Source organism: Microcoleus sp. PH2017_35_SFW_U_B, assembly GCF_020737865.1.
Lineage (GTDB): Bacteria > Cyanobacteriota > Cyanobacteriia > Cyanobacteriales > Microcoleaceae > Microcoleus.
This window is the reverse complement of record NZ_JAEQDE010000091.1, coordinates 9,611-33,475: the sequence shown is the minus strand read 5'-3', so window position 1 is coordinate 33,475 and position 23,865 is coordinate 9,611. Positions and strand designations below refer to the sequence as shown.

Sequence of the window (23,865 nt, the reverse complement as noted above, 5' to 3'; positions counted from 1 at the left end):
AAATTGGTCTTCAGATTGATAAGGGTACGTAGTTGCGCTTCAGCGCTCTTTGACCTAGAGCGCAAAGAGCTAAATAACTTAAGCAAATTTGTGGGATGGGCGTCCCGCCCGTGCAGAAAGGACGGGCGGGACGCCCATCCCACAACAATCATCGAGCGTGTAAGTTATTTAATTTTCATTCCTTAGAGTACCGAATCTATTTCCGCCATCTATCAAATTGGTCTTCGGAACAACCATTGATAAATTTATTGTTCACCCAACCGTCAAGGATTGTAAAAGTTTCATTAGGAGCATTCCCAGAAGTTCGGGCCGCAATTTTCACCCAACTACCTTGTCTGCTAACAGCCCGAACTCCGTCTCCTCTTTTGAGTTTAGCTACAACTGGGTACTTATTGCCGGGGCCTTTGCGAATGTTAACCGGGCCGCCTTCACCTGTAATAAACGAGCATTGAGTTTGCTTTTTTAAAGCTTCTACTTTTTCCGGCGAAAGACTTTGCTCTTTCCCGAAAACTGGAAAGCTGTAAAGTGAAAAACTAAAACTTGCAAAGGCGGCTGCAATGAAAAAGGCTTTTGATTGACTCAAACTCAACATTTATTTAATCTCCTTGGGTTGGAAGGACTGAAGTCCTTACTGCGAAATGTTATTTTACCGAAGCAAACCATTCGGTAATGCCTTGGGCAATGGCAGAAGCTAACTTCTGCTGTTCTGTCGGATTCACAATCCATTCAAACTCTTCGGGATTGATCATAAATCCCAATTCCATTAAAACAGATGGAGCAACGGCAGGACGAGTCATCGCTAGATTGTTCCAGAATATACCATAGCTCGGACGGTTCAGTTTTGCAACTAAATAATTGTGCAAAAACATTCCCAAACTGTGCGCTTGCGGGTGAAACCAGAAAGCCCCGACACCTTTGGTATTTATCGCGTCGCCGTTATCTGGCAAAGCATTGTAGTGTATCGAAATTGCGATCGCAGGTTCTTCTTTTTGAATCATTTCCACCCTCGGCGGCAAATCCAAATCGACATCTTCCACCCGCGTCATTACCACATTTGCGCCCCGATTTACCAATTCCTCCCGCACCAATTTCGACACAATTAAAGCTACTGTTTTCTCGCGGTAGCCTGTAGGGCCAACCCCCCCGGAATCCTGCGGGCCGCCGTGTCCCGGATCGATCAGAATCTTAATTCCTGACAGCGGTTTTTCTGATGAAATCGGCACCCCGCTTGTATTGGCTGGCGGGTGTTTTAAAGACAGCACTAAAGTTGTGCCTTCGTATCTCAATTTATATCCCCACTGCTGGGCAGATTTGAGATTGAAAGTATATTGTACTTGTTGTGGCGAGATTTGTTGCCATGCCAAACGCGAAATTACCGGGTCATCGTCGAGGCGAATAATGTCAGTTTGAGCGGTGGTATTGTACAGAGTTAAAGTGAACGTGCGTTCACCTTCTTGTACCGTGACTGGGACTGGTATTTCTAAAGGGAATAAGACCTCTGTCCAGCCGGAAACTTGACGGGATCTGGCGCTGCGAATAATCGATCGCGCAGGCACCGCATCCTTGACAATTCGCACCTCAGATGCTTTAATCCAAGCGCCGTAATCGAGCCGAATCCATTCTCCCTCGCGCCCGATAACTGTGGCGCGAGTTCCCTTCGGCAGCGGTGTCATCCGAGAAAAATCCGTACTCGCCCCGGTTCTAGCAACACCCGGATCTGCTGTGACTTCTGCTACTTCCAACTCGGCTGGAGAGAGGATAGAAATCTTGCCAGTACCTGGTTGAGTGATGATTTTATCGTTCATTGTTAGATAAAATATTGGCACTCCCAAATCTATTTTTTCTGCCTTAGATTCACCGGAATTTTCCGGGGTTTTAGCGCAGCCTTGATACTGTTCGCTACTGCCTTTTTTAATGGGGGAGTTTTCGCCTAACAAGACAGATTTGTTGTCGGGGAGTTCGACTTGCGATCGCGCTTTGAGAGGAATATCAACGCCAGCCAATTTTACCGCAACTCGCGCATTCGCCGGAGCGATCGCGCCGAAGCAGATATATTCCCCCGGTAAACTGGCTACATCGACTTTCGGCGTCAGGGAATCTTTTGCAAAAGCCAAGCCTGCGGGGACTTGTGGCTGATTAGACTCGCGCGTCACCTTAAGAAGAACTTGCTGATTTTGGTAACGCAAGCTAAAGACATTTTCGCCGATTTGCAGGGGAAAAGTCGGGGCGAAATGGCCGGCGGCGGTGCGCGCAATTTGCTGGCCATTTACCGATACTTGTCCGGTTGGCGGGGCTGTACCGATCAGAAAAATGCGATCGGCGATCGTTTTGTGGTTGGCGGGAGGATAAGCGACGGACAAAGGTTGAGCGGCCACAGCTACAGAAGAGAGGGCAAGTATCATCCCAAACACAACTAATGCTAAAAATTTTCTCATTCTAAAACGCAACTAATTGAGACTCGGTTGGTTATTTATACTCGAACTTCGGCTAAGAAACCCGGTTGATGAGGGTTAGGTGTAATATCATATCCAGTCAATGACTATCACAAAAAAGGTTTGTAGTGCGGACTTTAGTCCGCAGCCAGAAAGCGGACTTTAGTCCGCACTACGAACCGAACCTTACTTATTTTGGTTAATTGACCGGACATGATATAAGTCCTATTTACTATACAGGCCCCAGTTTATCAGGTTTGTAGGTGCAATTGGGCGATCGCACCTGAGAAACATCAATCAAGAAACTACACAACCACCCCTTCAATCTTCTCATCAGTTCATTCATATAGCCTTTCTCAAAAAGATGAGGTATGACTGACAGCTTATATAACCGCTTAAACGTATAGAGTCCTCTTACCAACAACGTTCGCTAATCTTTCGCTAGATCCGCTATACAACTCCCATAACTGTCGCAACTTACGATCGCAAATTAAATAATTTACAGAACAATAAACTGGATATTAAAGGCAAAGTTGGTAAAATCAACTAATCTCAGAAATTCACAGGCAAGATGCCTTTAAACAGTTGACAGTTGACAGTTGACAGTTGACAGCGAAGTGATAAAAGCGGAGATTTAAACTCCGTTCTTATCACAATCTGCCTTCATGCTGGGGCTTCAAACCCTTGCTATTCGGTGACACTGATAGAGAAGAAAAAAAAATAAACTTCTTCTATATCTTTCTTCTTTTCTTACTCATCCTTCGCGCCCTAGCGCTTACGCGCGGCTTCGCCTAACGCGCCTTCGCGGTTCGTCAAATATGTTTTATTTCAGTAACAACAGATTAAAATAATCAAACCAATCCAAACACAGCCATATATAAAACCGTGAATCGACTTCCGCCCGCAATAATTATCCTAGGTCAAAACAGCCTAGCGATCGCCAAAACAATCTCCAAAGTCTTCCCAGGTTCCCAGATTTACGGTTTAGTCGATCGCACATCCGACACAGATATCAACTTTAGCAACTTCGGCGAAACCTTGCGAGAACTATTCGCCACAGAAACCCCAATCATCGCCATCTGCGCCGCCGGAATCATCATCCGCACCCTCGCCCCGCTGCTGTCAGACAAACGCGCCGAACCCCCAGTCTTAGCCGTCGCCGAAGACGGAAGCGCCGTTGTACCGCTGCTAGGAGGTTTGCACGGAGTCAACGACTTGGCCAGAGAAATTGCCGCAGCCCTCGGCGTACAACCCGCCATCACGACGACGGGAGATATCCGGTTTCGCACGGCGCTGCTGAGTCCTCCCCAAGGCTATTATTTGGCGAATCCAGAGGACGCGAAGACTTTTATTTCAAATTTGCTCGCTGGGGCGAAAGTACAGCTAGAAGGGGCTGCTAACTGGCTTTCCGAGAGCAATTTGCCGTTAGCGCAGCCCGCCCCTACGGGGGCTACGCCAACGGAGAGGATCGCCCCCGAAGCCAAATTAACCATCCGCGTCACCGAAAAAGCCATTGTACCGACGCCCGACTGTTTAGTTTACCACCCGCAAATTGCAGCATTTGCACTTACAAATCTATCCTATGTTGAGCCGGAAATAGCAATTTCCTACGTGCAGCAAATCTTAGAAAACGCAGATTTAGCAGCAGCCTCGGTTGCCGGATTTTTTGCCTTAAAACATGATATGGGAAATCCGACTTTAGAAGCAATTAGCCAATTTTTTAAAGTGCCAGTCCGTTTTTTGAATCTTCCCGAACTTGTGGAATTCGACACAGTTAAATTAATACAATATAATTCCAGTTTTGATGTCACCGCCGCCCAAATTAGCCTGACAGCAGCGGGTGCAAACAGTCAGTTAATCGCATACGATCGCACAAACGCCTTTAGTTGCGCGATCGCACTTGCTACCGAACCGATCGATCCAAGTGCGATCGGCGTTAGTCGCGGCAAACTGGCGATCGTCGGTACGGGCCCCGGAGGCGCACCTTGGATGTCCCCGGAAGTTAAGGAAATTCTGCGGGAAGCCACGGATTGGGTGGGTTACAAGTTCTATCTCGACTTAGCCGGAACTCTGCGGGAAGGACAAAACAGGCACGATTCCGACAACCGGGAAGAGATCGATCGCGCGCGTTTTGCCTTAGATTTAGCAGCATCCGGCAAATCCGTCGCCGTGGTTTCGTCGGGAGATCCGGGGATTTTTGCGATGGCTGCGGCGGTGTTTGAGGCGATCGACTTTGACGCTAAACCCGAATGGGAAGGCATCGACATTCGGGTAGCACCGGGGATTTCTGCCATGCAGGCGGCCGCTGCTGCGATCGGAGCACCTCTCGGGCACGATTTTTGTGTGATTTCGCTTTCGGATATTCTCAAGCCTTGGGAGGTCATAGAACAGCGGATTTCGGCGGCTGCTGCTGCGGATTTAGTTATGGCATTCTACAATCCAATCTCGAAACAGCGGGTTTGGCAATTAAAAAGGGCGATCGAGATTTTGTTAGAAACTCGCGATGCGAAAACCCCGGTTGTATTGGGGCGAAACCTCGGGCGATCGGGCCAATCGGTGCGCGTTTGTACTCTTGGCGAATTCCAGCCGGAAGACGCGGATATGAGAACTTTAGTAATTGTCGGTTCGAGTCAAACTCGGATTATTCCTCGGAAATTTGGAGATATTTGGGTTTACACACCGCGCAGGTACGAGAAATAAGAAAAAACTCGGCGGTTGAAACCGCTGCTATACAAACGATGTCCGCCTCCGCGGACTAAAGAATCTGGCATATTGACGCTATAGCGCTATTAACACTAAGTCACTAAATAGCTAAAATTGCTATAGAACAAAGCTGGCATTAGTGTCACTCTAGAAACAGTGACACCAGTACAGGTTATGAACGATACCGATAAAGATAAGCCAGTCAAGCTCTGCTTTTACTGCGATGACGATTTGCGATCGCGCTTTCGATGGGTTTGTGCTTACCAAAATGCTTCTATGAACCAGGTTTTATTGGAACTCGTAGAAAACTGGCTTGCAGAAAACACCCCAGAAATCAGCAATAAGAGCCCATCTAAAAACGAAACCTCGCCAAAGTCAAAGCCCAAGCGGAGTAAAGCAGCAAAAACTGAGGAAATAAGCAAATGACCGATCGCCTAGACCGAATTGAGGCTATTCTTGAACAAACCGCGCGATCGCAACAACAGTTTGCCGATCGCATTAACCAGTTTGGCGCATCGCAACAGCAGTTAGCGGAGTCGCAACAGCAGTTAGCGGAATCGCAACAGCAGTTAACCGATCGCATTAATCAGATAGCCGTACAACAGCAGGAATCCCAGCAGCAAATCAGCCTGTTAACAGGAAAAATTAACTTGTTAACAGAAAGAACCGACGCCCTAACTTCTGCTGTTACCAAAATATCAGAAATTTTTGCCATCGACGTTGCTGAATTCAAAGCTAACTTTATGGCTGTGGAACGCCGGATAGAACAAATTGAAGAAAGAATTGAGCAAATCTGGCAGTATCTATTAGATCAGTTGCGTAGTCGCGGCAACGGAGGCAGTTAGATATCGCTTTTCTCAGGTAGATGAGCAGTTGAAAGCGATCGCCTCTATTGTAATTAGCAAGCGATTCATACTATTACTTCTCTAGCTTTTTTCACCTTATCTCTAAGTTGAGCTAATACATCATCTGCATTGAGCAACTCACCGCGTTGCGCCTGTTCTCGTGCTATATCGATTTTCTTCCGAGTTTCTTCAACCCAAGCTAAATAGTTTGGGTTGTTGCTGCTATCGGATAAAGTAATGTCGTCAATTAATAACAGCAAAGCTGTGTTAATTGCTTCTTCAAGAGAGGAATATTGACCGTGCTTTACTAAAGCTTCAAGGACTTGGGTTTGATCCGGACTCAAGGTGATTTGCATTGTTACCTCTGATGGTGCAAGGCTTGGACAATACTTTTACTGTATCTCATTTTATGAATTTGCGATCGGGCTGACGCCATGCTTCGCGCCGATTCGATTGCACTCAATTACAGTCTCTCGCCACCGAATCATTAAACCTTCCCCAACCATGAGTGGAATGGGCGTCCCGCCCGTCCTCCACCAACTAATTAAACCTTCCCAAACCATGAGTGGGATGGGCGTCCCGCCCGTCTTAATTCTGACAATAAGACATGAAACAGCTTAATTCAAAGATGCCATTCTCACCTTTACCAGAAAATCATTAAGAGCAACCTTTGCGTTAGGATTTGACGGTAAATGACTGGTAAAACTTGCCTCTTCTAATACATTGATTAGCCGATCGCGCTCCTGGTGATAAAATGCAATATCTGTATCCTCCAGAACCGACTTTTCCGCCCCAGCCAGCTTGCGAGCAATCAAATCGGGAATATACGGTAACTGGAACTTGTCATTAAGTTTAACCAAATTCGCCTCAACTTGCCCCGTTTGCATCAAATGAATCCCCGCCAGCAACACCCGGTAAACGTACAGCAACGGCTTCACCCGACGCGGGCTTTCTTTCTCAAACAATCGCCATTGAGTTTGAGCAAAACCGAGATAGTGGTGGCTGTGGTGCTTGGTAATGCAGTTCGAGGCGAGCTCCTTTAACTCCTGATGTTCCTCGCTACTGTAAACTATAAGTGGCGAATACAGTTGCTCCAACACGTAGCCGTTGCGCTTCAACAGCAACTCCAGAAACTTCTTAATATCGTGAGTGACTAAATCGAGTTCCATCTTCTCCCGAACTTCAGAAACTTCGATTGTTTCGTCTCCAGAAATCAGTCCGATTACTTTTGGTAGCGGTAAGATATGAACTCCCCGCAAGTCGAAGTCGGAATCTGCGGAAGGAAAACCGTATAAGTGCGATCCGCTGACAGTCGCAAACAGCAGCGGGTAAGGTCGATCGGAGATAATCTTGACTAATTCGGAGATGTATTCTACCATAATTTTTCAAAATTCACACATAAAAATCATCAATTCTTTCAGTCCGCGGAGGCGGACTTTGTTTGACAAGAAGCGATTTCAATCGCCGAATTATAAATCAACTCCCGATCGCACTTTGACGCGATTTAATCAAAAACAGATTAGCCTGCTCGTAATTAGGACGTTCCGGTAACTTAGTTTCTGCAAAAGCGCGATCGAACTCTACGTGCAAGCTCAACCGCCAGCGATTCACCTCATCCCAGGAGATTTCCTGATTGCGGATTGATAGCAATTGCGATCGATAATCCTGCACTCTCACAGGCACAAAACCCTCCTTCAGCACCGTAATTCCTGACAAGAGCAAGCGAATCAAGTGCATCGCGTGCTTCCAGCGAATTTCCCCAGTATTGCGGAGGTCTTGCTCCATTTTTTTAAATTGCGACAAAACGTAACTATTGTAAGTTTGATAAACCAATTGCGACAGAAAGATTTCGCGAATTTCCAGCAATTCGGCTGCTACAGGAGAAACAGTTTCTACCAAAGGAGTGTACAAACATTCGAGTACATTGGGATTAGCTTTGAGCGCCAAAACCAAAAACTTTTGCAGTTCCCAATAGCATTCTTGATCTTCCTTATTTTCCAATTGTTCTGGAATGCCATAAAGCGACCAATGAAGAATTGCCGACGGCTGGTAAATTCCGCGCCTGTCTGTATCAGATTGTTCGTTATCCAAACCGTAAGCTCTCGAACCAACTATGCAGCGGTAAATTACAGAATCGTAGAGGTTGTATTCGGCGAGAAAATCTCCTCCTGACTCCAATCCTTCGCTTTGAAACTGTTTGCGAATGCTGAATTCGTGTCGCCGCAGACTAACTTGTGTTCCGTCTGGGAGTTTGACTAAATATGCGTGGGAATTGTCTGTAGGCGATTTGACAATCACACCTACTGCGCCTTGTTTCCAAGATTGGTCGCCGCCGGGGTTTTTGACCTCAATCTTGGTGACAATTTGGGTTCCGGCGGGCACGATTAGGTTGAAATTTTGAGGAAGATTGGGGTTTGTCACGAGGAAACCTCCTGCGGAGACACGAGCTACAATGTTATTGTAGCATATGTGTAGTATAAAGAAAAGGGGGGTTTGGGCGATCGCTGGGAGCTTACAGCCCGTGCTACGGCAGTTTTGGCTGTGTTGAACAGTGTCTTCAGATTGACCAGGATGAGGTTTTTTATCAGTCGCGCAGGTTACAATGGAGAGGTTGCTGAAGTTAGATCGTATTATGGAGATATAAGTGCGGGAGTTGATTAGTTTTATAGATAGATGAACAATGAAAGTTAGAGAAGTTATTAAAATGTTAGAAGATGATGATTGGTATTTAGCTAGAACAAGGGGCAGTCATCGTCAATTTAAACACCCAGAAAAGGCTGGAACTGTAACTGTGTCAGGTAATTTAGGCATTGATATGCCAATTGGTACGCTTAAAAGTGTTTTGCGACAATCTCAACTAGAGGAGGAAGATTAATGCGTTATGCTGTGGTAATTGAAAAAGGTCAAACTAGCTACGGTGCGTATGTTCCCGATTTACCTGGATGTGTAGCTGTGGCTGAAAGTTTAGAAGAGGTGAGAAATTTAATTAAAGAGGCGATCGCATTCCATATTGAAGGACTACAAGAGGATGCTTTTCCGATTCCCGAACCTGTCTCTATTTGCGAATATGTTGAAGCTTAAGCTAAACGTCAATTACTCTTTATTTCCAGTTTGTTTCTCATTCTCCGCTCCGATAAGCTGCAATTTCTTCGGCAATTTCTTCATCAGTTAAAGGACTATCGGCGTGTAAAGCCTGAGTTTCTTCACATAAGTTGTTAAAATCTTCAGCTAAAGCTTGTCGGTGCGGATCGGGCTGATAATTATTCTTAAGTTCCAAGCTCGTTTTAATTTTTTCTGCTAGTAACTCTTGTGCAGGTTTTCCTGAAAGAATTTTTACTACTTGCCGAGGTTGATTAAGATATTGCTTTTCTGATAAAGCTTTTAAAGCATCAGTAATTACCCGATCTGGGGTTGTATATTTCCCTGTTTCTAACAGTTGTTGCAATAACTTTTCTTGTTCTGAGTTCAGAATTATTTGGATCATAAAGTTACCTCTATAAATAATCTCAAGCCGTTTGATACCTGTAGGGGTGAAGCATTTGGGCGACAATTTATGTTGAAAACCTGTAATTTTATTCCCAAATGCTTCACCCTCCAACCTGGCTCGCACTCCGACAGAATATTTTATTGTTTGGAGATGTCTAATGAGTCACCATAAATTTTGAATGGGCAATACAGGATTTGAACCTGTGACCCCTTCCGTGTGAAGGAAGTGCGCTACCACTGTGCTAATTGCCCGCAGATAAGTATCATAACATACTGACTCCCCATTGGCAACTAAAATTTCCCTAAAAAATCAGCCGCTGGTTTCGGAGTGAAAACTCGACACAATGTGCGATCGCCCAATTGTCGATCGCACCTCACCATCAATCAACCACCCACCAACCCGCCGCAGGCCCAACAAACCGCACCACAATCCACCAAGCCACCAACAGACTAATCCCCGCCCAGCTTCCGCGAGATGTCCACTTCAGAAAATCTTCGCTTTGAGTTTTCGTAATTGGTAGCCAGGGATAGATACGCTCTTCTTTACCGTATCCATCGCCGATCGACTCTTTACGACGCTTAGATTCGCCCATAATCTTTGTCTACTAAATTAGATTTCAATTCGATAACAACCAAATTATACGCCAACAGGTCATCTCAAGCCTGAGTCAACCAAGTCGTATCCAAATAATCAATCCTTGCAAACGGACTCAGCGCCGCTAAAATTTGCTGTCCGTAACTGCGGTGAATCACCCTACTGTCAAAAATCGCCACAACCCCCTGACGTTCTCGCACCGGCGCGATCGCCCTTTGCAACTCATTCAACGCCGCCGGTAACAAATACAACCGAAACCAATCCCTCCGCTGCTCCTTATAAAAAGCCACACGCGCCGTCACCAAAGGATTCTCCAAAGAAGGTAGCGGCAAAGTTGCGATCGCCAGCAAGTGAGGCGCACTCAACTCACCCTGATGTTCCCGCCAAAACTCCCATCCAGTCACCAAAATCGCATTGTCGCCCACCTCGGTTTTTTCCACCTGCACCCGAGAACCGAACTCAGAAGCCAAAATCGCCGCCATCCGAGCCTTCAGCGGTACATCGCCCACAATCAGCACAGTTAAACCCGCCACCGACGCACTCATCAACAGCAAAGTCCGAATTTCTTCCATTAAAACACCCTGAAATTCCGGCGTATTCGGCAGCGGCAGCCAGTTGGGAATGTACAGTTGAATTAACTCATTTTGTCGATCGGGCGAAAACTTCACACTCGTCAACTCAGGCAATCCCATCATTTGCCGGAAGATCGGAGCCTTCTGTTCCACATCCACCGCCCCCCCAATCAACACCACAGGCACGGCAGACCAAATTTTGCTCAAAACCTCGGCCACCTGCACCGGCGCACAGAACAGCGAAAATGACCCAGCAGAGCGATGAATTTGTGCCCACCGCAGTTTCCCGTTTGTGTTCCACCGCTGCCAAAAATTGCTCCAAGCAGGCGGAATCCCAGGGTTTTGCTCGATCGTTTCAAACAGCCCTTGCAAAATATTTTGCTCTGCCGTTTCCAGCAAATAGCACTCATCAGGCTTAGCTGGATGCTGAAACACAGCCCGCGTTAGCAACACCCGCGCTTCTCGAATTGCATCCGCCAGCATTGGGCCAGATTCCATTAAATCATTCCAGTCAGCGGGTTCCAAACCCACCGTCAATTGCTGTCGCGTCCAAACTTCCAAATCATCCACACCGTCGATAATTGTCGGAATATTGTTGTGAAGTTGCGAATTTCCTGCCAAGCGCGCCGCCAGCCAAGACTGCGGATCGGCTAGCATCAACCCTCGTCCCGCGGCATTATGGTCATAAATCTCGATCCTCTTCGAGGGCTTCGCTAACGGCCGATCAGTTTGCAGCCACTCTTGCAATCGCGGAATTTCCACCTCCTGCAAATGTTCCAGCAGCGGTGTCGGCGCCACTAAAATCACCGGATCCGGCCACATCAAAATCGGCATCAAATAGCTGACTCGATACCGCTGTCGGTAAGCGGACGCCGGCAGCCCAGTTTGGATCAGAGCGCTGCGCCCCAAGCGCAAAGCCCGCGCCACCAACCGCGCCATCGTTAAATGGTGGGGCCAGCGCGGCTCGGAGTGCGATCGCAAAAAGCGGAGCAGCGAATTATGGACTTCTACCTCAATCAATCGATTTCACTGTTGATATTTCTCAATCAAGATAATCAAAACTTGCCAGAAAATCAACTACTTTTTGACCCACAGCCAAACTAAATTTACTCTCCTGATTATTTCCACTTCGCCGACCAAAATCCTGATGAGACTGCACGGTAAAACTCTCCTGCCCCGAACTAATTAAAATAGTTTGGGTAGGTGACTGAAAAAAGTTTGTTTCCTGAGAGACATTTATTGTTGTTTCCAGCATTTTTTTCACATCAGTTAAATTAGCCATTGCTGCATTCAATGCTTTAGATAACTGTATTATCCGTTTTTTTTCTAAATTTTGATTTGCGATAGTTTTGCCAACCGCCACCACATTTTTCTGAGTTTCCAAGGCATCCTTAAAAGGAACAATCGCTAAAAAAGCTGCTGGCAATAAATGCTCGTCGCTATCAAATCTAAAAGTCAGAGTTGTCCGGCGATAGCCCACTTCTATATTGGGAGGACGGCTCATGGCTCCGTAATGCTTAGCTATTTCGCTATAGGCTGTTGCTAAAGTGCTGTTGGCTGAGTGGTCTAAAAGTGCGTCAACCACAATTCGCACTAACCCCGGCGTATGATTTAAAAACTTTCTCGCTTCAGACGACGAATTAAATTGTTGCACCAAACTGCGATCGCCTGCGGGGCTGATGTCAACCCACTGGCAATTAATATCATCTGCGATGATACCAAATCTGGGTACCAAATACATTTTTGCCCCAGTTAAAGTTGCCCCGGTCAAATCTGCGCCCACCCAATCTGCGTTAATCAAATTGGTTTCTGTCAAATCAGCGTGAACCAAACTAGCATTGGCTAAATTAGCATTTCTTAAATCTGCTCCGCTGAGGTTAGCTCCACTCAATTTAGTATCACTCAGATCGGCGCCAGTGAGGTTAGCTCCGCTTAAATCCGCCCATTTGAGATTAGCTCCGCTCAAATCAGCACCGCTGAGATTCACCTCCTGCAAAGAAGCTTGTCTCAGATCGGCATTGCTCAAATTGACGCCGTTAAGTTCTGCCTTCATCAAATCGGCGCCGTGCAAATTAGCGTCTTTAAAGCTAGCTTCTTTTGCTGAAGAACCTCTAAGATTTGCACCGGAAAGATTCGCACCAGACAGATTAGCTTGTGTCAGTTTTACCTCTCTTAAGTCTGCTTCAGTCATGTTAGCGTTACTGAAGTTAGTCTTGCTAAGTTCGCAGCGGACTAATTCTCCTCTAATCAGAGATGCTCCGATTAATTGAGCTCCCGTTAAATCCGCTCTGACTAAGTTTGCTACGTTGAGACTAGCTCCGTTTAAGATTGCCCGCGAGAGATTGGTGCTGCTGAGTCTAGCCACATTCAGGTTAGCTTCACTCAAGTCAGCTTCGCTCAAGTTAGCGCCGCTGATGTTGGTGACAAATAAGCTAGCCTGCCTTAAAATTGATTGGCTGAGGTTGATGCGACTGAGATTAGCTTCATTCAGGTTGATTCCTGTGAAATCTCTGTCGCCTTCTGTGTATCTTTTGACGAGTTCAAATCGCTTGAGAAGTTCTTCTGCTTCCATTGTTTTTACCTAGCTGAAAGGGCGATGGACTAACTTTTATGTGGCATTAATATAAAAATAAATAAATTTATATTATTTACTCACCAAGCTGATAAAAGCTTTTGACAAATTCAATCACCGTATTTAGGGGCGGGGTTGTAAATCTTTGGGCTTTAATTGCCGGCCCGATCGAGGTTTTGTTGACTCCCGGCAAATTGGTCAAGTTTCTGCCAAAGTCTGGGTGATAGTGAACCATCAAAGTTTCGGCGCTGGAGTTTGCCAGTATGGTTTGGGTAGGCGATTGAAAAAAACTCGACATCGGTTCGCGATCGAGGCGAATCGGCTGCATTTTCATTTCCCCTATTTTTCTAATTGTTTTGGTCATGGCGACGTTCAATTGCACTACCAAATTTGAAACTCTGACGCCTAGATTATTGCCGTTTTGGGGTTGAATCATCTTGATCAGAGTAATGAGATTTTTTTGAGTAAATGCCGCGTCGCTAAAGGGAATAATGGCAACAAAAGCTGTGGGAAATAGTTGATCGTCCTGCTCTATTCTAAATGATATGATTGTGCGCCGCGAATTAACTTCTATGCTGGGAGGATTGCTCAAACCCGAGTATTGACTGGCAATTTGGCGGTAGGTAGCCGCGAGGACAAAGTTAGCGTCGGGGTCGAGCGGTCGATCGACAATAATTTGCACTGTCGGCGGTGTAGCATTAAAAAACCGTTGAGATTCTTCTGGGGTAAAGCGCTGAATGTGACTGCGATCGCCGTTTGGGCTCAGATCCACCCAATCGCAGGTTATATCATCGGCTTTCAGATTAAACCTCGACACCGCGTAAATTTTCGCCCCAGTCAGGGCCGCCCCCGTCAAATCTGCGCCCACCCAATCTGCGTGAGTCAAATTCGCTTGAGTCAAATCCGCGTGTACCAGAGTAGCGTTCAACAGGTTGACGTTGCTCAAATTTGCCCCGTACAAGTTAGCCCCGCTCAATCTCGCTTCATCGAGGTCAGCACCAGTCAAGTTGGCCCCGCTGAGGTCGGCCCACCGGAGATTAGCGCCTCGCAAGTCAGCGCCGCTGAGGTTGGCTTGAGACAGATTAGCTTGTCTGAGTTCGGCATTGCATAGGTTCACTCCTCGCAAGTCTGCCCTGCTGAGGTCGGCTCTGTGCAAGTTAACCCGTTCCAAGTTCGCCGCTGTCAGACAAGCGCCTCTCAGGTGAGCCCCGCTGAGGTCGGCTTGCTCTAGATTGGCTTCTCTCAGGGTGGCTTCTCTCAAATCTGCTTCGCTCAAGTTGGCACCGCTCAAGTTGGCACCGCTGAGGTCAGCTCGGATCAGCTCGGCTCTGATCAATGTAGCTTCGACGAGTTGGGCTTCGCTGAGGTCGGCCCGAATCAAGTTAGCCACGTTGAGGATAGCGCCACTGAGGTTGGCTTTGTTGAGGTTGGCAGCGCTGAGTCTAGCAACATTGAGTTTAGCTTTTCTCATGTTGGCCTTTGACAGATTGGTGCCACTCAGGTTGGTGAGGCTCAAGATTGCCTCGCTGAAATTAGCCCCACTCAGATCGATCCTGCTGAGATTGGCTTCGCAAAGCAGGATGGCAGTAAAGTCTCTTTCTCCTGCTGCATATTTGGCGATGAGTTCTTCCGCGTCCATGCTTTTGACTTTCCCTGATGTGTTAGGTAGAACAAAGCTTTGTTATGCCAACCTTTAAAATAGAATAAGCATTTTTTGTAACTTCATGCAATATGCCTAGACATCTATATTGTGGAAGCCTTTTATAAAATCCAAAATGCTGGCGATATTAGCTTGACCCAATTTTGTGCTTTCAGTTAACTTGCCTGCGCTGGAGTTGCTGGGATCGTATTTTTTAATCAGGCGCTTGCCGAAGGCTGGGTGGTGATATACGCTGAGTCTTTGGTCGCGGGAGTTGATTAAGAGCATCTGTGTAGGAATTTGAAAAAAATTGATGCTTTCACCGATTTTGGGAAAAGAACTGGAAATTTTGATTTGGTCTACTTTGCTGATAGCTTGGTTGAGAGCTTTGCTGCATAACTGGACGTGTTTGGATTCTTTGACGCTAAGTTTGCCTGCATCGTGGGATTGAATCATTTTCATCAAAGCTATCAGGTTTTTCTGAGTTGTAGCGCCGTCGTTAAAAGGAATAATGGCAACGTAAGCGGTGGCAAATAATTTATCGTCGCTGTCCATTTTAAAGGCGAGTACGGTGCGCCTGGAACTGACTTCGATCGTGGGCGGCTGACTTAAACTCGGGTATTGTTGGGCAATTTGGTAATAAGTTGCAGCTAGGGCAAAATGAGCGCCTTGGTCTAAGGGCGAGTCAATTACAATCCTAACTGTGGGCAAGCTTTCGTGAAAAAAATCGTGGGTTCCTCCGGAGTTCAACCAGTAAATTTGACTGTGGTCGCCGTTGGGACTCAGGTCAACCCACTTGCAGGTCATGCCTTCGGTTTTGATGCCGAGCCGCGAAACTGCGTGGAGTTTGGCTCCGGTTAGGGTGGCTCCGGTTAAGTCGGCTCCCACCCAGTCGGCGCGGATCAGATAGGCGTTTGACAGGTCGGCGTGAACTAAACTGGCATTGAGTAAGTTGGCGTGGCAGAGGTCGGCTCGGCTGAGGTCGGCGCCGCTCAATTTGGCTTCGCTGAGGTCGGCCCAGCGCAGGTTGCAGCCGCTGAGGATGGCCCAGCGCAAATTGACGCCACTGAGGTCGGCTCCGCTGAGTATGGCTTGAGTGAGGTTGGCTTGTCGGAGTTCGGTACCTCGCAAGTCTGCACCGCTGAGGTCGGCTCGGCTGAGATCGGCGCCTTGGAGGTTGGCTTGTTCGAGGTTGGCTTCTGTCAAGGACGCACCACTGAGGTGAGCGCCTCGAAGGTTGGCTTGAGTGAGGTTGGCTCCTCGGAGCGTGGCTTCGGTGAGTGTGGCGCCGCTGAGGTTGGCTCCGCTGAGGTTGGCTCCGCTGAGTTCGGCTCGAATTAGCTCGGCTCTGATCAGTTTAGCTCCTGTGAGTATGGCTTTTTTGAGGTCAACTCGCACTAGGTAGGCGACGTTGAGGTCGGCGTCGGTGAGGTTGGCGCCGCCGAGATGGGCGCCGCTGAGTCTGGCGATGTTGAGTTTGGCACCGGTGAGGTTGGTTTTGCTGAGGTTAGCTCCGCTTAGGTTTGCTACACTCAGATTCGCACCTGTGAGGTTGGCTCCGCTCAAGTTGACGCCGCTGAGGTTGGCCTCAGTCAGGTTGATTCCGGCAAAGTTTCTTTCTCCGGCGGCATATTTTTTCAGGAGTTCCTCGACTGTCATGGGGGCGGCACCGTATCGAAATATCCCCATTTTATTGCTATTGACACTCCCCGCCGTAAAACGGACGGGGATTCTTAAGAGATTTTCACCCTTAATGGCTGTGTCAAACAGCCTCTAGACAGTCCGGTAAAACCATTCTGCTTACTTTTGCGACCAATATTTACAGATACATTTAACCCGGTAAATCTAGGACTAAGCCCAAACTTACTGTGTATGGCAAGACGCGTGAAAGCTGCAAGCTCTCCCGTCAAGGAGGTATCTCTCAAAGCTTTCAATAAAATATTGAAAGCGCCATTTACATCTCTGTCCAGAGTGTGTCCGCATTCTGGACATTTAAATTTCTTAGACCCACCTAATTTAGTGTGAATATGCCCGCACTTTGAACAAGTCTTGGATGTGTATTCTTCGGTCACGTCTACTACAATACAACCAGATTTGGATGCTTGATGCTTCAACATTTGTTTGAACCTATAATGGCTCAAAGTGACCAGGGCTCTAGCTGTTTTTGTCGCTAATTTTCGTTTCCCCTTTTTTACCATCTGCTGCGTTTCAAAAGTCGGCAAGAAAATAATTTTATACTTGGTCACCAAGTATTTAGCAGCCTTCTTGTGTAACTCGTTGACTAAGTTTTTAATCTGAATCCGAATCTGGGTCGCTGACTTTCTCAAGCAATACCTCAATCGTTTGAATTGTCCTCCTTTGTGCAGCCCTATTCTTGACATCAATTTGTCTAAATGTCTTGCTAGTCGGTAGATACGACCAATATCATTCTTTCCTACCTCCAAGATATCACTGCCGTCAAAACCAGTCAAAAACGTTCTAACGCCAGGGTCTAAGGCGATAGCTAAACTGCTTTCGTTTTGCAGAGGCTTTGCGGTATCAACTGCATAGCATATAAACCATTGCCCATTGATTAGTGACAGCGTTGGCTCATGTTCCATTACATCTGCAATTGGTTCGGATACTTTAAATGATAATCCTTTGGTTGCTTGCGGGTAAAAAGTCCCAGACTTCCAGTTACTGACTTGAAACCTGATAGTCTGGGAACGGTCAAATCGGCTTCTAAATTTGGCGATACCCTTTGACTTTTTAGCAGCTTTGTGTGCCTCAAAAGCTTGGAATACTGCCATTTGTCGTGGGTTGTAAGGTTGCTCGGACACCCAGATTGGAGCTGAGTCCATAATCTTTTTTCTGAGATCGTACTTGCCAATCTTTTCTGTTTTCAGGATAGCAATTGCTTGATTGTAACACCATCTACTTGCTGCAATCCAAGTCCTCCATTTCGCTGCTAGCTTGGTTTCTGGGTAAACTCGAATCTTCTTTGATAGTAGATTTGTATTTACCCCGGGAGTAGATTCGGCAACTAAAGACGTGGATGATGGCAAGGATATGTTCAACCATTTCTCGTTCACAAGACAGCTCGTTTCTACTGAGAACCATGAGTTGGCAATTGTTTTGCTCGCAGAGCCATTTGATGAGGTCGCTACCAAACCTTGCGAGTCTGTCTTGGTGTCCAACCACAATTGTTGAGATATTTCCTGACATGACTTGTCCCAAAAGGGCAAGCAGTGCTTTTCTTTTGAAGTTGAGTCTACACCCGATGTCTTTAAAGACTTTGGCTTGCGGGTAGATATTTTGGAGGTAGCTGACTTGTCGTTCGAGGTGTTCTCGTTATTTGTAGCTACTGACTCTTGCGTAGATGGCGATAACTCGGTTGTGTCCTGTTCCGAGAACGCTGTCAATGTCCTAGCGTCGTTGGTTGGAGGGGGTTCTGATTGCTGATATTTTGTCGGCAAGCTCCCAGTTTCTAAGAGTTTTCTCTGAGACTTGCAGCATTTCGCAAGCTTTTCGCGGCGTGACATATTTGATCATCGCTGGTAATATTTTTTACTCTTGATATATACTGCCTGATTTTGACGCTATTTTCCAGGACTTTATGGGAAATTGTTTACTTTGTGACAACAGCCGCTTCTAAAAACCTACAGAAATCTGTAAATCAAACTTAGCGGTCTATGTTTTGCCTAGAGCGAGTGCTATAGCCTTTCTCACATTCATTCGCGGACAAATCTTGACCTAAAAAGCTTTACACTGTAAGGTTCCAGCATATCTTGGCATACCTCATCTTTCTGAAAAAGGCTATATATGTTTTCCTTTTTGCTCAGGTTGGCTTACTCTTCCCAGTTAGAGACTGCCTTGATTAGCAGAGGACTTGAAATATTTGGTTTTTTGAGGATCAGTTTGAGCCAAGTGTTTTTTTGTGGTTTTCACACCCAGTAAGCTTTAGCAACCCGCACTAATCAAGCGTTTCCCCAGTTTATCACAATTATTGTTGGTTTTCGTCAAATTCTGAGAAAATCTAGACAAACCTCTGTATTTTGGCAACTGCCTAAAACGCCACATTGTAAAGGTTTTTGCTAAGGCGGCACAACTCACGCAGAGCCAAAAACTCAGCTTTATTTAAATTGCGAATTTGGTTCTTTTGAGTCAGGTACATAGTTGACCTTTCGCTACATATTGTATTATAAAGCGAAAGTTGCTATTAATCCTAAAATTTTCTTGTCAAGCCGTCAAGCGAAGGACGGGGTTTGAAACCCATTTTTTCTGATGAATATCGGTATCGTAGGACTTGGTTTAATTGGTGGCTCGATCGCTCTGGATTTACGATCGCGCGGGTTTAATATTGTTGGGGTTTCGAGTCGCCAACAGACTTGCGATCGGGCGATCGCAAGAGGTGTTGTCAATGATGCCAGCATACACCTGTCTTTGATGGCAACAGCGGATTTGGTTTTTATTTGCACGCCGTTATCCGCGATCGAGCCGATCGTCCAAAAATTAATTCCCCATCTTTCCCCTGATGCGATTGTAACCGATGTCGGTTCGGTAAAAACTCCCATAGTCGATGCTGTGTCAGCTCTGTGGCCGAATTTTGTTGGGGGACACCCGATGGCGGGGACTGCTGAAAGTGGGATTGAGGCGGCGGTGAGGGATTTGTTTGTGGGGCGGCCTTATGTGGTGACTCCGACTGCACAGACTCCGGCGCAGTCAGTGGAGAAGGTTGAGGAAATTGCGCGGTTGTTGGGTGCGTCGGTTTATCGGTGCGGCCCTCAAGAACACGATCGAGCTGTGGCTTGGATTTCTCATTTGCCGATAATGGCTAGCGCGACGCTGGTGGCTGCGTGCGATCGAGAGGGCGATCGAGATATTGTGAATTTAGCGCAAAATTTGGCGAGTTCGGGTTTTCGGGACACCAGCCGCGTAGGGGGTGGCAACCCCGAGCTGGGAGTGATGGTGGCAAAGTACAATAGAGAGCAATTATTGCGATCGCTCTCTATTTACCGCGACAGTCTCGACGAGTTGATGGGCGATATCGAAGCCGAAGATTGGCAAGCTCTCGAACAGAAGCTGAAGCTGACTCAACAAGCCAGAGATAATTACCACTTGTGATCCCAAAATTGCTGAAAACTGTCCCCGTCTCGATTATGATTTGTGGACGCCTCTATATTGAGTTTCAATGTACACTTATTCTCGGCTCAAGCGGGTTTTACTGGGTGAATCTCTGCCCACCAGCGCATCTGTTCACGAACGGCTGAGCAACGCTACAGGGCTAGCTGTTCTTGCTTCCGATGCACTTTCGTCTGTGGCCTACGCTACTCAAGAAACTCTGCTGGTGCTGTTACTAGCCGGGAGCAGCAGTTTAAGTTTATCGCTGCCTATTTCGGGAATTATTGTTTTACTGTTGGCGATCGTGGCGCTGTCTTACCGACAGACAATTAAAGCGTATCCCAACGGCGGTGGCGCTTACATTGTGGCGCGAGAAAACTTGGGTATTTATCCCGGTTTGATCGCAGCAGCTTCGCTGATGATTGACTACATCCTCACCGTAACAGTCAGCATTTCCGCTGGTATTGCCGCCTTGACTTCAGCAGTTCCCTCCTTGCTGCCCTATACCGTTGAACTGTGCTTAGTTTGTATTGTCCTGATCATGTTTGCCAATCTCAGGGGACTGCGGGAATCTGGCAAGATATTTATGGTTCCCACCTATGCGTTTATCGTGGGCATTTTTATCTTGATTGGCTGCGGTTTATTCCAACAGGCAACAGGTCATGTTTTGCCAGCATTAGAAAACATTCCAGCTAAGGAACCTTTGGGATTGTTTCTGATCGCGCGCGCCTTTGCGGCGGGCTGTACAGCCCTGACTGGAGTTGAAGCCATATCGGATGGAGTGTTGGCTTTTAAGCCTCCTGAATGGAAGAATGCACGCCTAACTTTAACTTATTTGGGAGTAATTCTGGGATTTATGTTTTTGGGCATTAGTTACTTAGCCCATATTTATCAGGTGATTCCTAAAGAAAACGAAACGCTCCTTTCTGTGTTAGGAAAAGATATTTTTGGAGTCGGCATATTTTATTACTATTTGCAGGCTGCAACTCTGTTGATTTTGCTGTTGGCTGCGAATACGAGTTATGCAGATTTTCCGCGACTTTGTTATTTTTTGGCGCGGGATGGGTTTTTGCCGAGGCAGTTGTCGCTGTTGGGCGATCGCCTAGTTTATTCTAATGGCATTAATTTGCTCAGCCTCTGCGCGGCTCTGTTAATTATCATCTTCCGAGGCGATACCACCGCAGTAATTCCGCTGTATGCGGTTGGAGTTTTCACTTCTTTTACTCTGTCCCAATCTGGAATGGTGATTCATTGGTTTAAGGAGCGAGGCAAAGGCTGGCAATCTAGTGCTGTGATGAACGGTATTGGTGCAGTGGCAACCACGGGAGTTTTAGCTGTAATTGTCGCTACCAAATTCCTTTTGGGAGCTTGGGTTGTGGTAGTAACTATTCCGATTGTAGTTAGTCTATTTTTAGCTATTCACCGGCACTATCGGTATGTAGCCGCTCGCTTGAGCATTCAGGGAATAGAACCCATATCTTATCCTCCCAGACCTAAAGTTAAGACGGTGACACATCCGGCGGTGGTGTTAGTTGGCCAGTTGCACCGGGGAACTTTTGATGCCTTGGATTACGCTCGTTTAATTGCTGATGAGGTTGTGGCGGTTCACGTAGATATAGGTTTGACAGATAGAGCAAAACTGCAAGCGGCTTGGCAAGATTTGCAATCTGACATTCCCCTAGAAATTCTGGAATCGCCTTACCGTTCTGTTGGTGAGGCTTTAACTCACTTTTTGACTTTGTTTGAAGAGCAACGGCCGGGAGTTTTCTTAACGCTAATTATTCCGGCTTTTGTGACGATAAATTGGTGGGAGGGACTGCTACACAATCAAACTGCTTTCTTTTTGAAGGCGGCTTTGCTGGCTAAAAAAAGTCGGGTTGTGACAACGGTTAGATATTATCTGTAGCGTTTCTGGTATAACAGTGCGGTACGCTTGGGTAATTGGTAATTGGTAATTGGTAATTGGTAATTGGTAATTGGTAATTGGTAATTACTCGATCGCGTACCTCACAAAAATTGAGAATCGCTAAGAAAGCGGTTGACAGATAAAAAATAATGTGCCAGGATCGACATAATTAGAAAAGTTGCCTTCAACTTGTCTCTGAAAAGATTGCGGCTGCTGAACCAAAGTCTTTTACTAACTACAACATCTCTTCAATTTGTGGGGGTTGCACTGCAACCCGCAACAGACTATTTATGCAGCAGCCAAAAAACTTGAACAGGCTTTTGCGAGCTTTGTCTCGGCAAGGTCTTGATGTGAGTTACGACAATCAAGTCTACTCGATTTGTCTCAATAGTTCTCTGAAAGAAAACTGGCAAGATGCCAGTTCCACAACAGAAAACAGTGAAAATGTTTTTGCTACAAGAGATAACTGGCAAGATGCCAGTTCCACAACAGCAGAAGTTTTGCTTCCAGAAGGTTTTCCGGTGGAAGCAAAGGCGCTGAAACAGTTAGCAAATTTGGCGAATGTTCGACACCCTCAAGGTGGTTGTGTTTGTCGCGCCTGCGCCACTCCAGACTTCCATCCGGGGGATGCGGGAGTGGCAATTGGTTCGATCGTCCAAACTGACAAAATGGTGATTCCGGCGGCTGTCGGCTCCGACATTAACTGCGGGATGCGCTTACACGTTGCTGATTTGTCTGTCGAACAATTTCTGGGAAAGCGCGATCGATTTGTAGAGTTGATGAAAGGCGATTATTTCTTCGGTACTCGCGATGTCAGCATGACTGCAAAAACTGCCCGCGCGATGTTCCAACACGGCATCCCCGGATGGCTGGATGGTATGCTGGATAGGGCAATGGGCAGCGCAGCAAATTCGGATTTCGAGCAGTTGGCGCAAGAGTGCGATCGCACTTTCGGAGGCGGTTCGATGAATGGCGATGTCAAATGGGCACCCGAAGAATTAGTCCCAAATGACGGCACTGTCAGGGATGGCGGGTTAGGTACCATCGGCGGCGGCAATCATTTTGTAGAAATTCAAGTGGTTGAAGAAGTGGTCGATCGAGCTACGGCCTATACTTGGGGAGTTCGATCGGGACAAATCGCTTTTATGATTCACTCCGGTTCGCGAAATGTCGGCAAATACATCGGCGGTATGTGGCGCGATCGAGCTTGCGAAGCCTGGCCGAAAACCCTGAAACACCCTGAATCCGGGCTGTTTCCGCTGTCTGTCGAAGCCAATCCCGAACTTGTGAGCAGCTACCTACAAGCGGAAGCAACCGCCGCCAATTACGGTTTTATCAACCGTTTGCTGCTAGCAGAACTTCTGCGACTGCGTTTGCGGCAAGTTTTCGGGGATATCGAAGCTCCTTTAGTTTACGATTTGCCTCACAATATTACCTTAGCTGAAGGTGACGGTTGGGTGACTCGCAAAGGCGCTTGTCCCGCACATTCTGGCCAGCCTGTAATTGTACCTGGTTCGATGGGTGCGCCGTCTTATTTGCTAATTGGTTTGGGAAACGATCGATTTTTGCGATCGGCTTCTCACGGTGCGGGCAGGGCGCGATCGCGTTTCGATCTCAGTCGCGAAGGTGCTGACAAAACTGAAGCAGCTTTGGGATTAACTGGCGTAGATTGCATTACCTTACGCGAAGAACGTAGAATCGAAGAAGCACCGGCCGCTTACAAGCCAATTCAACCAGTGATTGACGTTCAGGTGGAGGCGCAAATGGTGGGTATAGTCGCTAAAATGAAGCCAGTATTAACATTTAAAGCCTAGGCTGATTTGTCGGTTCTCAAAAACTGGTTTTACGAACAGGCTAGAAGCCTGTTCCACCAGAAAATTCCAAAGATTGTGGAATGGGCTTCTAGCCCGTTCCCTCAGAAAAAATCAAAGATTGTGGAATGGGCTTCTAGCCCGTTCCCAAAGACAATTTCAAAGATTGTAAAATGGGCTTCTAGCCTGTTCCAGCAGAAAAAA

23 protein-coding genes and 1 tRNA gene are annotated in these 23,865 nt (G+C 46.8%); 9 read left to right on the top strand and 15 right to left on the bottom strand.

Features of this window, described 5'->3' with window-relative positions; translation table 11 throughout:
- Positions 1 to 196: 196 nt before the first annotated feature.
- Both JGK36_RS24555 and JGK36_RS24550 read right to left on the bottom strand, forming a co-directional pair.
- Positions 197 to 592 carry an SH3 domain-containing protein gene (locus JGK36_RS24555; RefSeq protein WP_293185081.1) on the bottom strand — a complete coding sequence of 132 codons (396 nt, stop codon included), beginning with the start codon at positions 590 to 592 and terminating at the stop codon, positions 197 to 199.
- A 49-nt stretch (positions 593 to 641) separates the two neighbouring features.
- Positions 642 to 2,435, bottom strand: coding sequence for an N-acetylmuramoyl-L-alanine amidase (locus JGK36_RS24550; protein ID WP_293198295.1), 1,794 nt, complete (start codon positions 2,433 to 2,435; stop codon positions 642 to 644).
- 882 nt (positions 2,436 to 3,317) lie between these two features.
- On the opposite strand from JGK36_RS24550, the gene cobJ reads away from it, so the two are divergent.
- From cobJ to JGK36_RS24535, 3 genes are all read left to right on the top strand, one after another.
- A complete protein-coding gene (cobJ, locus tag JGK36_RS24545; protein WP_293193091.1) occupies positions 3,318 to 5,132 on the top strand; it encodes a precorrin-3B C(17)-methyltransferase in 1,815 nt (604 codons plus the stop codon).
- Positions 5,133 to 5,309: 177 nt separating this feature from the next.
- Positions 5,310 to 5,561, top strand: coding sequence for a plasmid partition protein ParG (locus tag JGK36_RS24540; protein WP_293185086.1), 252 nt, complete (start codon positions 5,310 to 5,312; stop codon positions 5,559 to 5,561).
- Complete coding sequence (locus JGK36_RS24535; RefSeq protein WP_293185088.1) at positions 5,558 to 5,980, top strand: hypothetical protein; 423 nt, start codon at positions 5,558 to 5,560, stop codon at positions 5,978 to 5,980. Before JGK36_RS24540 ends, JGK36_RS24535 begins: the two co-directional genes overlap by 4 nt.
- 65 nt (positions 5,981 to 6,045) lie before the next feature.
- Here JGK36_RS24535 and JGK36_RS24530 read toward each other — a convergent pair whose 3' ends face one another.
- The 3 genes from JGK36_RS24530 to JGK36_RS24520 form a co-directional block, all read right to left on the bottom strand.
- Positions 6,046 to 6,336: a hypothetical protein gene (locus JGK36_RS24530; RefSeq protein WP_293185090.1), complete on the bottom strand. Its 291-nt coding sequence runs from the start codon at positions 6,334 to 6,336 to the stop codon at positions 6,046 to 6,048.
- A gap of 261 nt (positions 6,337 to 6,597) precedes the next feature.
- Positions 6,598 to 7,359 (bottom strand): nucleotidyltransferase domain-containing protein, encoded by a 762-nt coding sequence (locus JGK36_RS24525; RefSeq protein WP_293185091.1) that lies wholly within the window; start codon positions 7,357 to 7,359, stop codon positions 6,598 to 6,600.
- Positions 7,360 to 7,456: 97 nt separating this feature from the next.
- Complete coding sequence (locus JGK36_RS24520) at positions 7,457 to 8,401, bottom strand: nucleotidyltransferase domain-containing protein (protein WP_293198297.1); 945 nt, start codon at positions 8,399 to 8,401, stop codon at positions 7,457 to 7,459.
- A 259-nt stretch (positions 8,402 to 8,660) separates the two neighbouring features.
- Here JGK36_RS24520 and JGK36_RS24515 point away from each other — a divergent pair, with 259 nt between their 5' ends.
- Together JGK36_RS24515 and JGK36_RS24510 are read left to right on the top strand one after the other, a co-directional pair.
- Complete coding sequence (locus JGK36_RS24515) at positions 8,661 to 8,855, top strand: type II toxin-antitoxin system HicA family toxin (RefSeq protein WP_293185094.1); 195 nt, start codon at positions 8,661 to 8,663, stop codon at positions 8,853 to 8,855.
- Complete coding sequence (locus JGK36_RS24510) at positions 8,855 to 9,061, top strand: type II toxin-antitoxin system HicB family antitoxin (protein WP_293185095.1); 207 nt, start codon at positions 8,855 to 8,857, stop codon at positions 9,059 to 9,061. The genes JGK36_RS24515 and JGK36_RS24510 overlap by 1 nt, the downstream gene beginning before the upstream one ends.
- A 37-nt stretch (positions 9,062 to 9,098) precedes the next feature.
- Here the strand turns inward: JGK36_RS24510 and JGK36_RS24505 are convergent, their stop codons facing one another.
- From JGK36_RS24505 to JGK36_RS24460, 10 genes are all read right to left on the bottom strand, one after another.
- Positions 9,099 to 9,464 carry a hypothetical protein gene (locus tag JGK36_RS24505; protein WP_293185097.1) on the bottom strand — a complete coding sequence of 122 codons (366 nt, stop codon included), beginning with the start codon at positions 9,462 to 9,464 and terminating at the stop codon, positions 9,099 to 9,101.
- 182 nt (positions 9,465 to 9,646) lie between these two features.
- A tRNA-Val gene (locus JGK36_RS24500) sits at positions 9,647 to 9,718 on the bottom strand.
- Positions 9,719 to 9,846: 128 nt separating this feature from the next.
- Positions 9,847 to 10,059 (bottom strand): DUF2839 domain-containing protein, encoded by a 213-nt coding sequence (locus tag JGK36_RS24495; protein WP_293198299.1) that lies wholly within the window; start codon positions 10,057 to 10,059, stop codon positions 9,847 to 9,849.
- 64 nt (positions 10,060 to 10,123) lie between these two features.
- A complete protein-coding gene (locus JGK36_RS24490) occupies positions 10,124 to 11,653 on the bottom strand; it encodes a helicase C-terminal domain-containing protein (protein WP_293185100.1) in 1,530 nt (509 codons plus the stop codon).
- Between the two features lie 22 nt (positions 11,654 to 11,675).
- Positions 11,676 to 13,205 carry a pentapeptide repeat-containing protein gene (locus JGK36_RS24485; protein ID WP_293185101.1) on the bottom strand — a complete coding sequence of 510 codons (1,530 nt, stop codon included), beginning with the start codon at positions 13,203 to 13,205 and terminating at the stop codon, positions 11,676 to 11,678.
- Between the two features lie 76 nt (positions 13,206 to 13,281).
- Positions 13,282 to 14,844, bottom strand: a complete 1,563-nt coding sequence (locus JGK36_RS24480) for a pentapeptide repeat-containing protein (protein ID WP_293185102.1) — start codon at positions 14,842 to 14,844, stop codon at positions 13,282 to 13,284.
- 96 nt (positions 14,845 to 14,940) lie between these two features.
- Entirely contained in the window at positions 14,941 to 16,503 is a 1,563-nt protein-coding gene (locus JGK36_RS24475; protein WP_293185121.1) for a pentapeptide repeat-containing protein, read from the bottom strand.
- Positions 16,504 to 16,577: 74 nt separating this feature from the next.
- Positions 16,578 to 17,819 carry a transposase gene (locus JGK36_RS24470; RefSeq protein ID WP_293185122.1) on the bottom strand — a complete coding sequence of 414 codons (1,242 nt, stop codon included), beginning with the start codon at positions 17,817 to 17,819 and terminating at the stop codon, positions 16,578 to 16,580.
- Positions 17,758 to 18,135 (bottom strand): recombinase family protein, encoded by a 378-nt coding sequence (locus JGK36_RS24465; RefSeq protein WP_293185124.1) that lies wholly within the window; start codon positions 18,133 to 18,135, stop codon positions 17,758 to 17,760. Before JGK36_RS24465 ends, JGK36_RS24470 begins: the two co-directional genes overlap by 62 nt.
- A 114-nt stretch (positions 18,136 to 18,249) precedes the next feature.
- Positions 18,250 to 18,339 (bottom strand): MerR family DNA-binding transcriptional regulator, encoded by a 90-nt coding sequence (locus JGK36_RS24460; RefSeq protein WP_293185126.1) that lies wholly within the window; start codon positions 18,337 to 18,339, stop codon positions 18,250 to 18,252.
- A 768-nt stretch (positions 18,340 to 19,107) separates the two neighbouring features.
- On the opposite strand from JGK36_RS24460, the gene JGK36_RS24455 reads away from it, so the two are divergent.
- The 4 genes from JGK36_RS24455 to JGK36_RS24440 form a co-directional block, all read left to right on the top strand.
- Entirely contained in the window at positions 19,108 to 19,947 is an 840-nt protein-coding gene (locus JGK36_RS24455) for a prephenate/arogenate dehydrogenase (protein ID WP_293193099.1), read from the top strand.
- 67 nt (positions 19,948 to 20,014) lie between these two features.
- A complete protein-coding gene (locus tag JGK36_RS24450; protein ID WP_293198301.1) occupies positions 20,015 to 21,850 on the top strand; it encodes an APC family permease in 1,836 nt (611 codons plus the stop codon).
- A gap of 290 nt (positions 21,851 to 22,140) precedes the next feature.
- A complete protein-coding gene (locus JGK36_RS24445; RefSeq protein ID WP_293198303.1) occupies positions 22,141 to 23,664 on the top strand; it encodes an RtcB family protein in 1,524 nt (507 codons plus the stop codon).
- Between the two features lie 6 nt (positions 23,665 to 23,670).
- Positions 23,671 to 23,865: hypothetical protein (locus JGK36_RS24440; RefSeq protein WP_293198306.1), on the top strand; the 195-nt coding region annotated here is incomplete at its 3' end.

Excerpts from the sequence above, each read along its gene's own strand:
- JGK36_RS24475 (WP_293185121.1), bottom strand. The coding sequence starts at position 16,503 with ATGACAGTCGAGGAACTCCTGAAAAAATATGCCGCCGGAGAAAGAAAC.
- JGK36_RS24495 (WP_293198299.1), bottom strand. The coding sequence starts at position 10,059 with ATGGGCGAATCTAAGCGTCGTAAAGAGTCGATCGGCGATGGATACGGT.
- JGK36_RS24505 (WP_293185097.1), bottom strand. The coding sequence starts at position 9,464 with ATGATCCAAATAATTCTGAACTCAGAACAAGAAAAGTTATTGCAACAA.
- JGK36_RS24485 (WP_293185101.1), bottom strand. The coding sequence starts at position 13,205 with ATGGAAGCAGAAGAACTTCTCAAGCGATTTGAACTCGTCAAAAGATAC.
- JGK36_RS24540 (WP_293185086.1), top strand. The coding sequence starts at position 5,310 with ATGAACGATACCGATAAAGATAAGCCAGTCAAGCTCTGCTTTTACTGC.
- JGK36_RS24510 (WP_293185095.1), top strand. The coding sequence starts at position 8,855 with ATGCGTTATGCTGTGGTAATTGAAAAAGGTCAAACTAGCTACGGTGCG.
- JGK36_RS24530 (WP_293185090.1), bottom strand. The coding sequence starts at position 6,336 with ATGCAAATCACCTTGAGTCCGGATCAAACCCAAGTCCTTGAAGCTTTA.
- JGK36_RS24555 (WP_293185081.1), bottom strand. The coding sequence starts at position 592 with ATGTTGAGTTTGAGTCAATCAAAAGCCTTTTTCATTGCAGCCGCCTTT.
- JGK36_RS24455 (WP_293193099.1), top strand. The coding sequence starts at position 19,108 with ATGAATATCGGTATCGTAGGACTTGGTTTAATTGGTGGCTCGATCGCT.
- JGK36_RS24550 (WP_293198295.1), bottom strand. The coding sequence starts at position 2,435 with ATGAGAAAATTTTTAGCATTAGTTGTGTTTGGGATGATACTTGCCCTC.
- JGK36_RS24445 (WP_293198303.1), top strand. The coding sequence starts at position 22,141 with ATGCAGCAGCCAAAAAACTTGAACAGGCTTTTGCGAGCTTTGTCTCGG.
- JGK36_RS24480 (WP_293185102.1), bottom strand. The coding sequence starts at position 14,844 with ATGGACGCGGAAGAACTCATCGCCAAATATGCAGCAGGAGAAAGAGAC.
- JGK36_RS24450 (WP_293198301.1), top strand. The coding sequence starts at position 20,015 with ATGTACACTTATTCTCGGCTCAAGCGGGTTTTACTGGGTGAATCTCTG.
- JGK36_RS24525 (WP_293185091.1), bottom strand. The coding sequence starts at position 7,359 with ATGGTAGAATACATCTCCGAATTAGTCAAGATTATCTCCGATCGACCT.
- JGK36_RS24535 (WP_293185088.1), top strand. The coding sequence starts at position 5,558 with ATGACCGATCGCCTAGACCGAATTGAGGCTATTCTTGAACAAACCGCG.
- JGK36_RS24515 (WP_293185094.1), top strand. The coding sequence starts at position 8,661 with ATGAAAGTTAGAGAAGTTATTAAAATGTTAGAAGATGATGATTGGTAT.
- JGK36_RS24460 (WP_293185126.1), bottom strand. The coding sequence starts at position 18,339 with ATGCTGCAAGTCTCAGAGAAAACTCTTAGAAACTGGGAGCTTGCCGAC.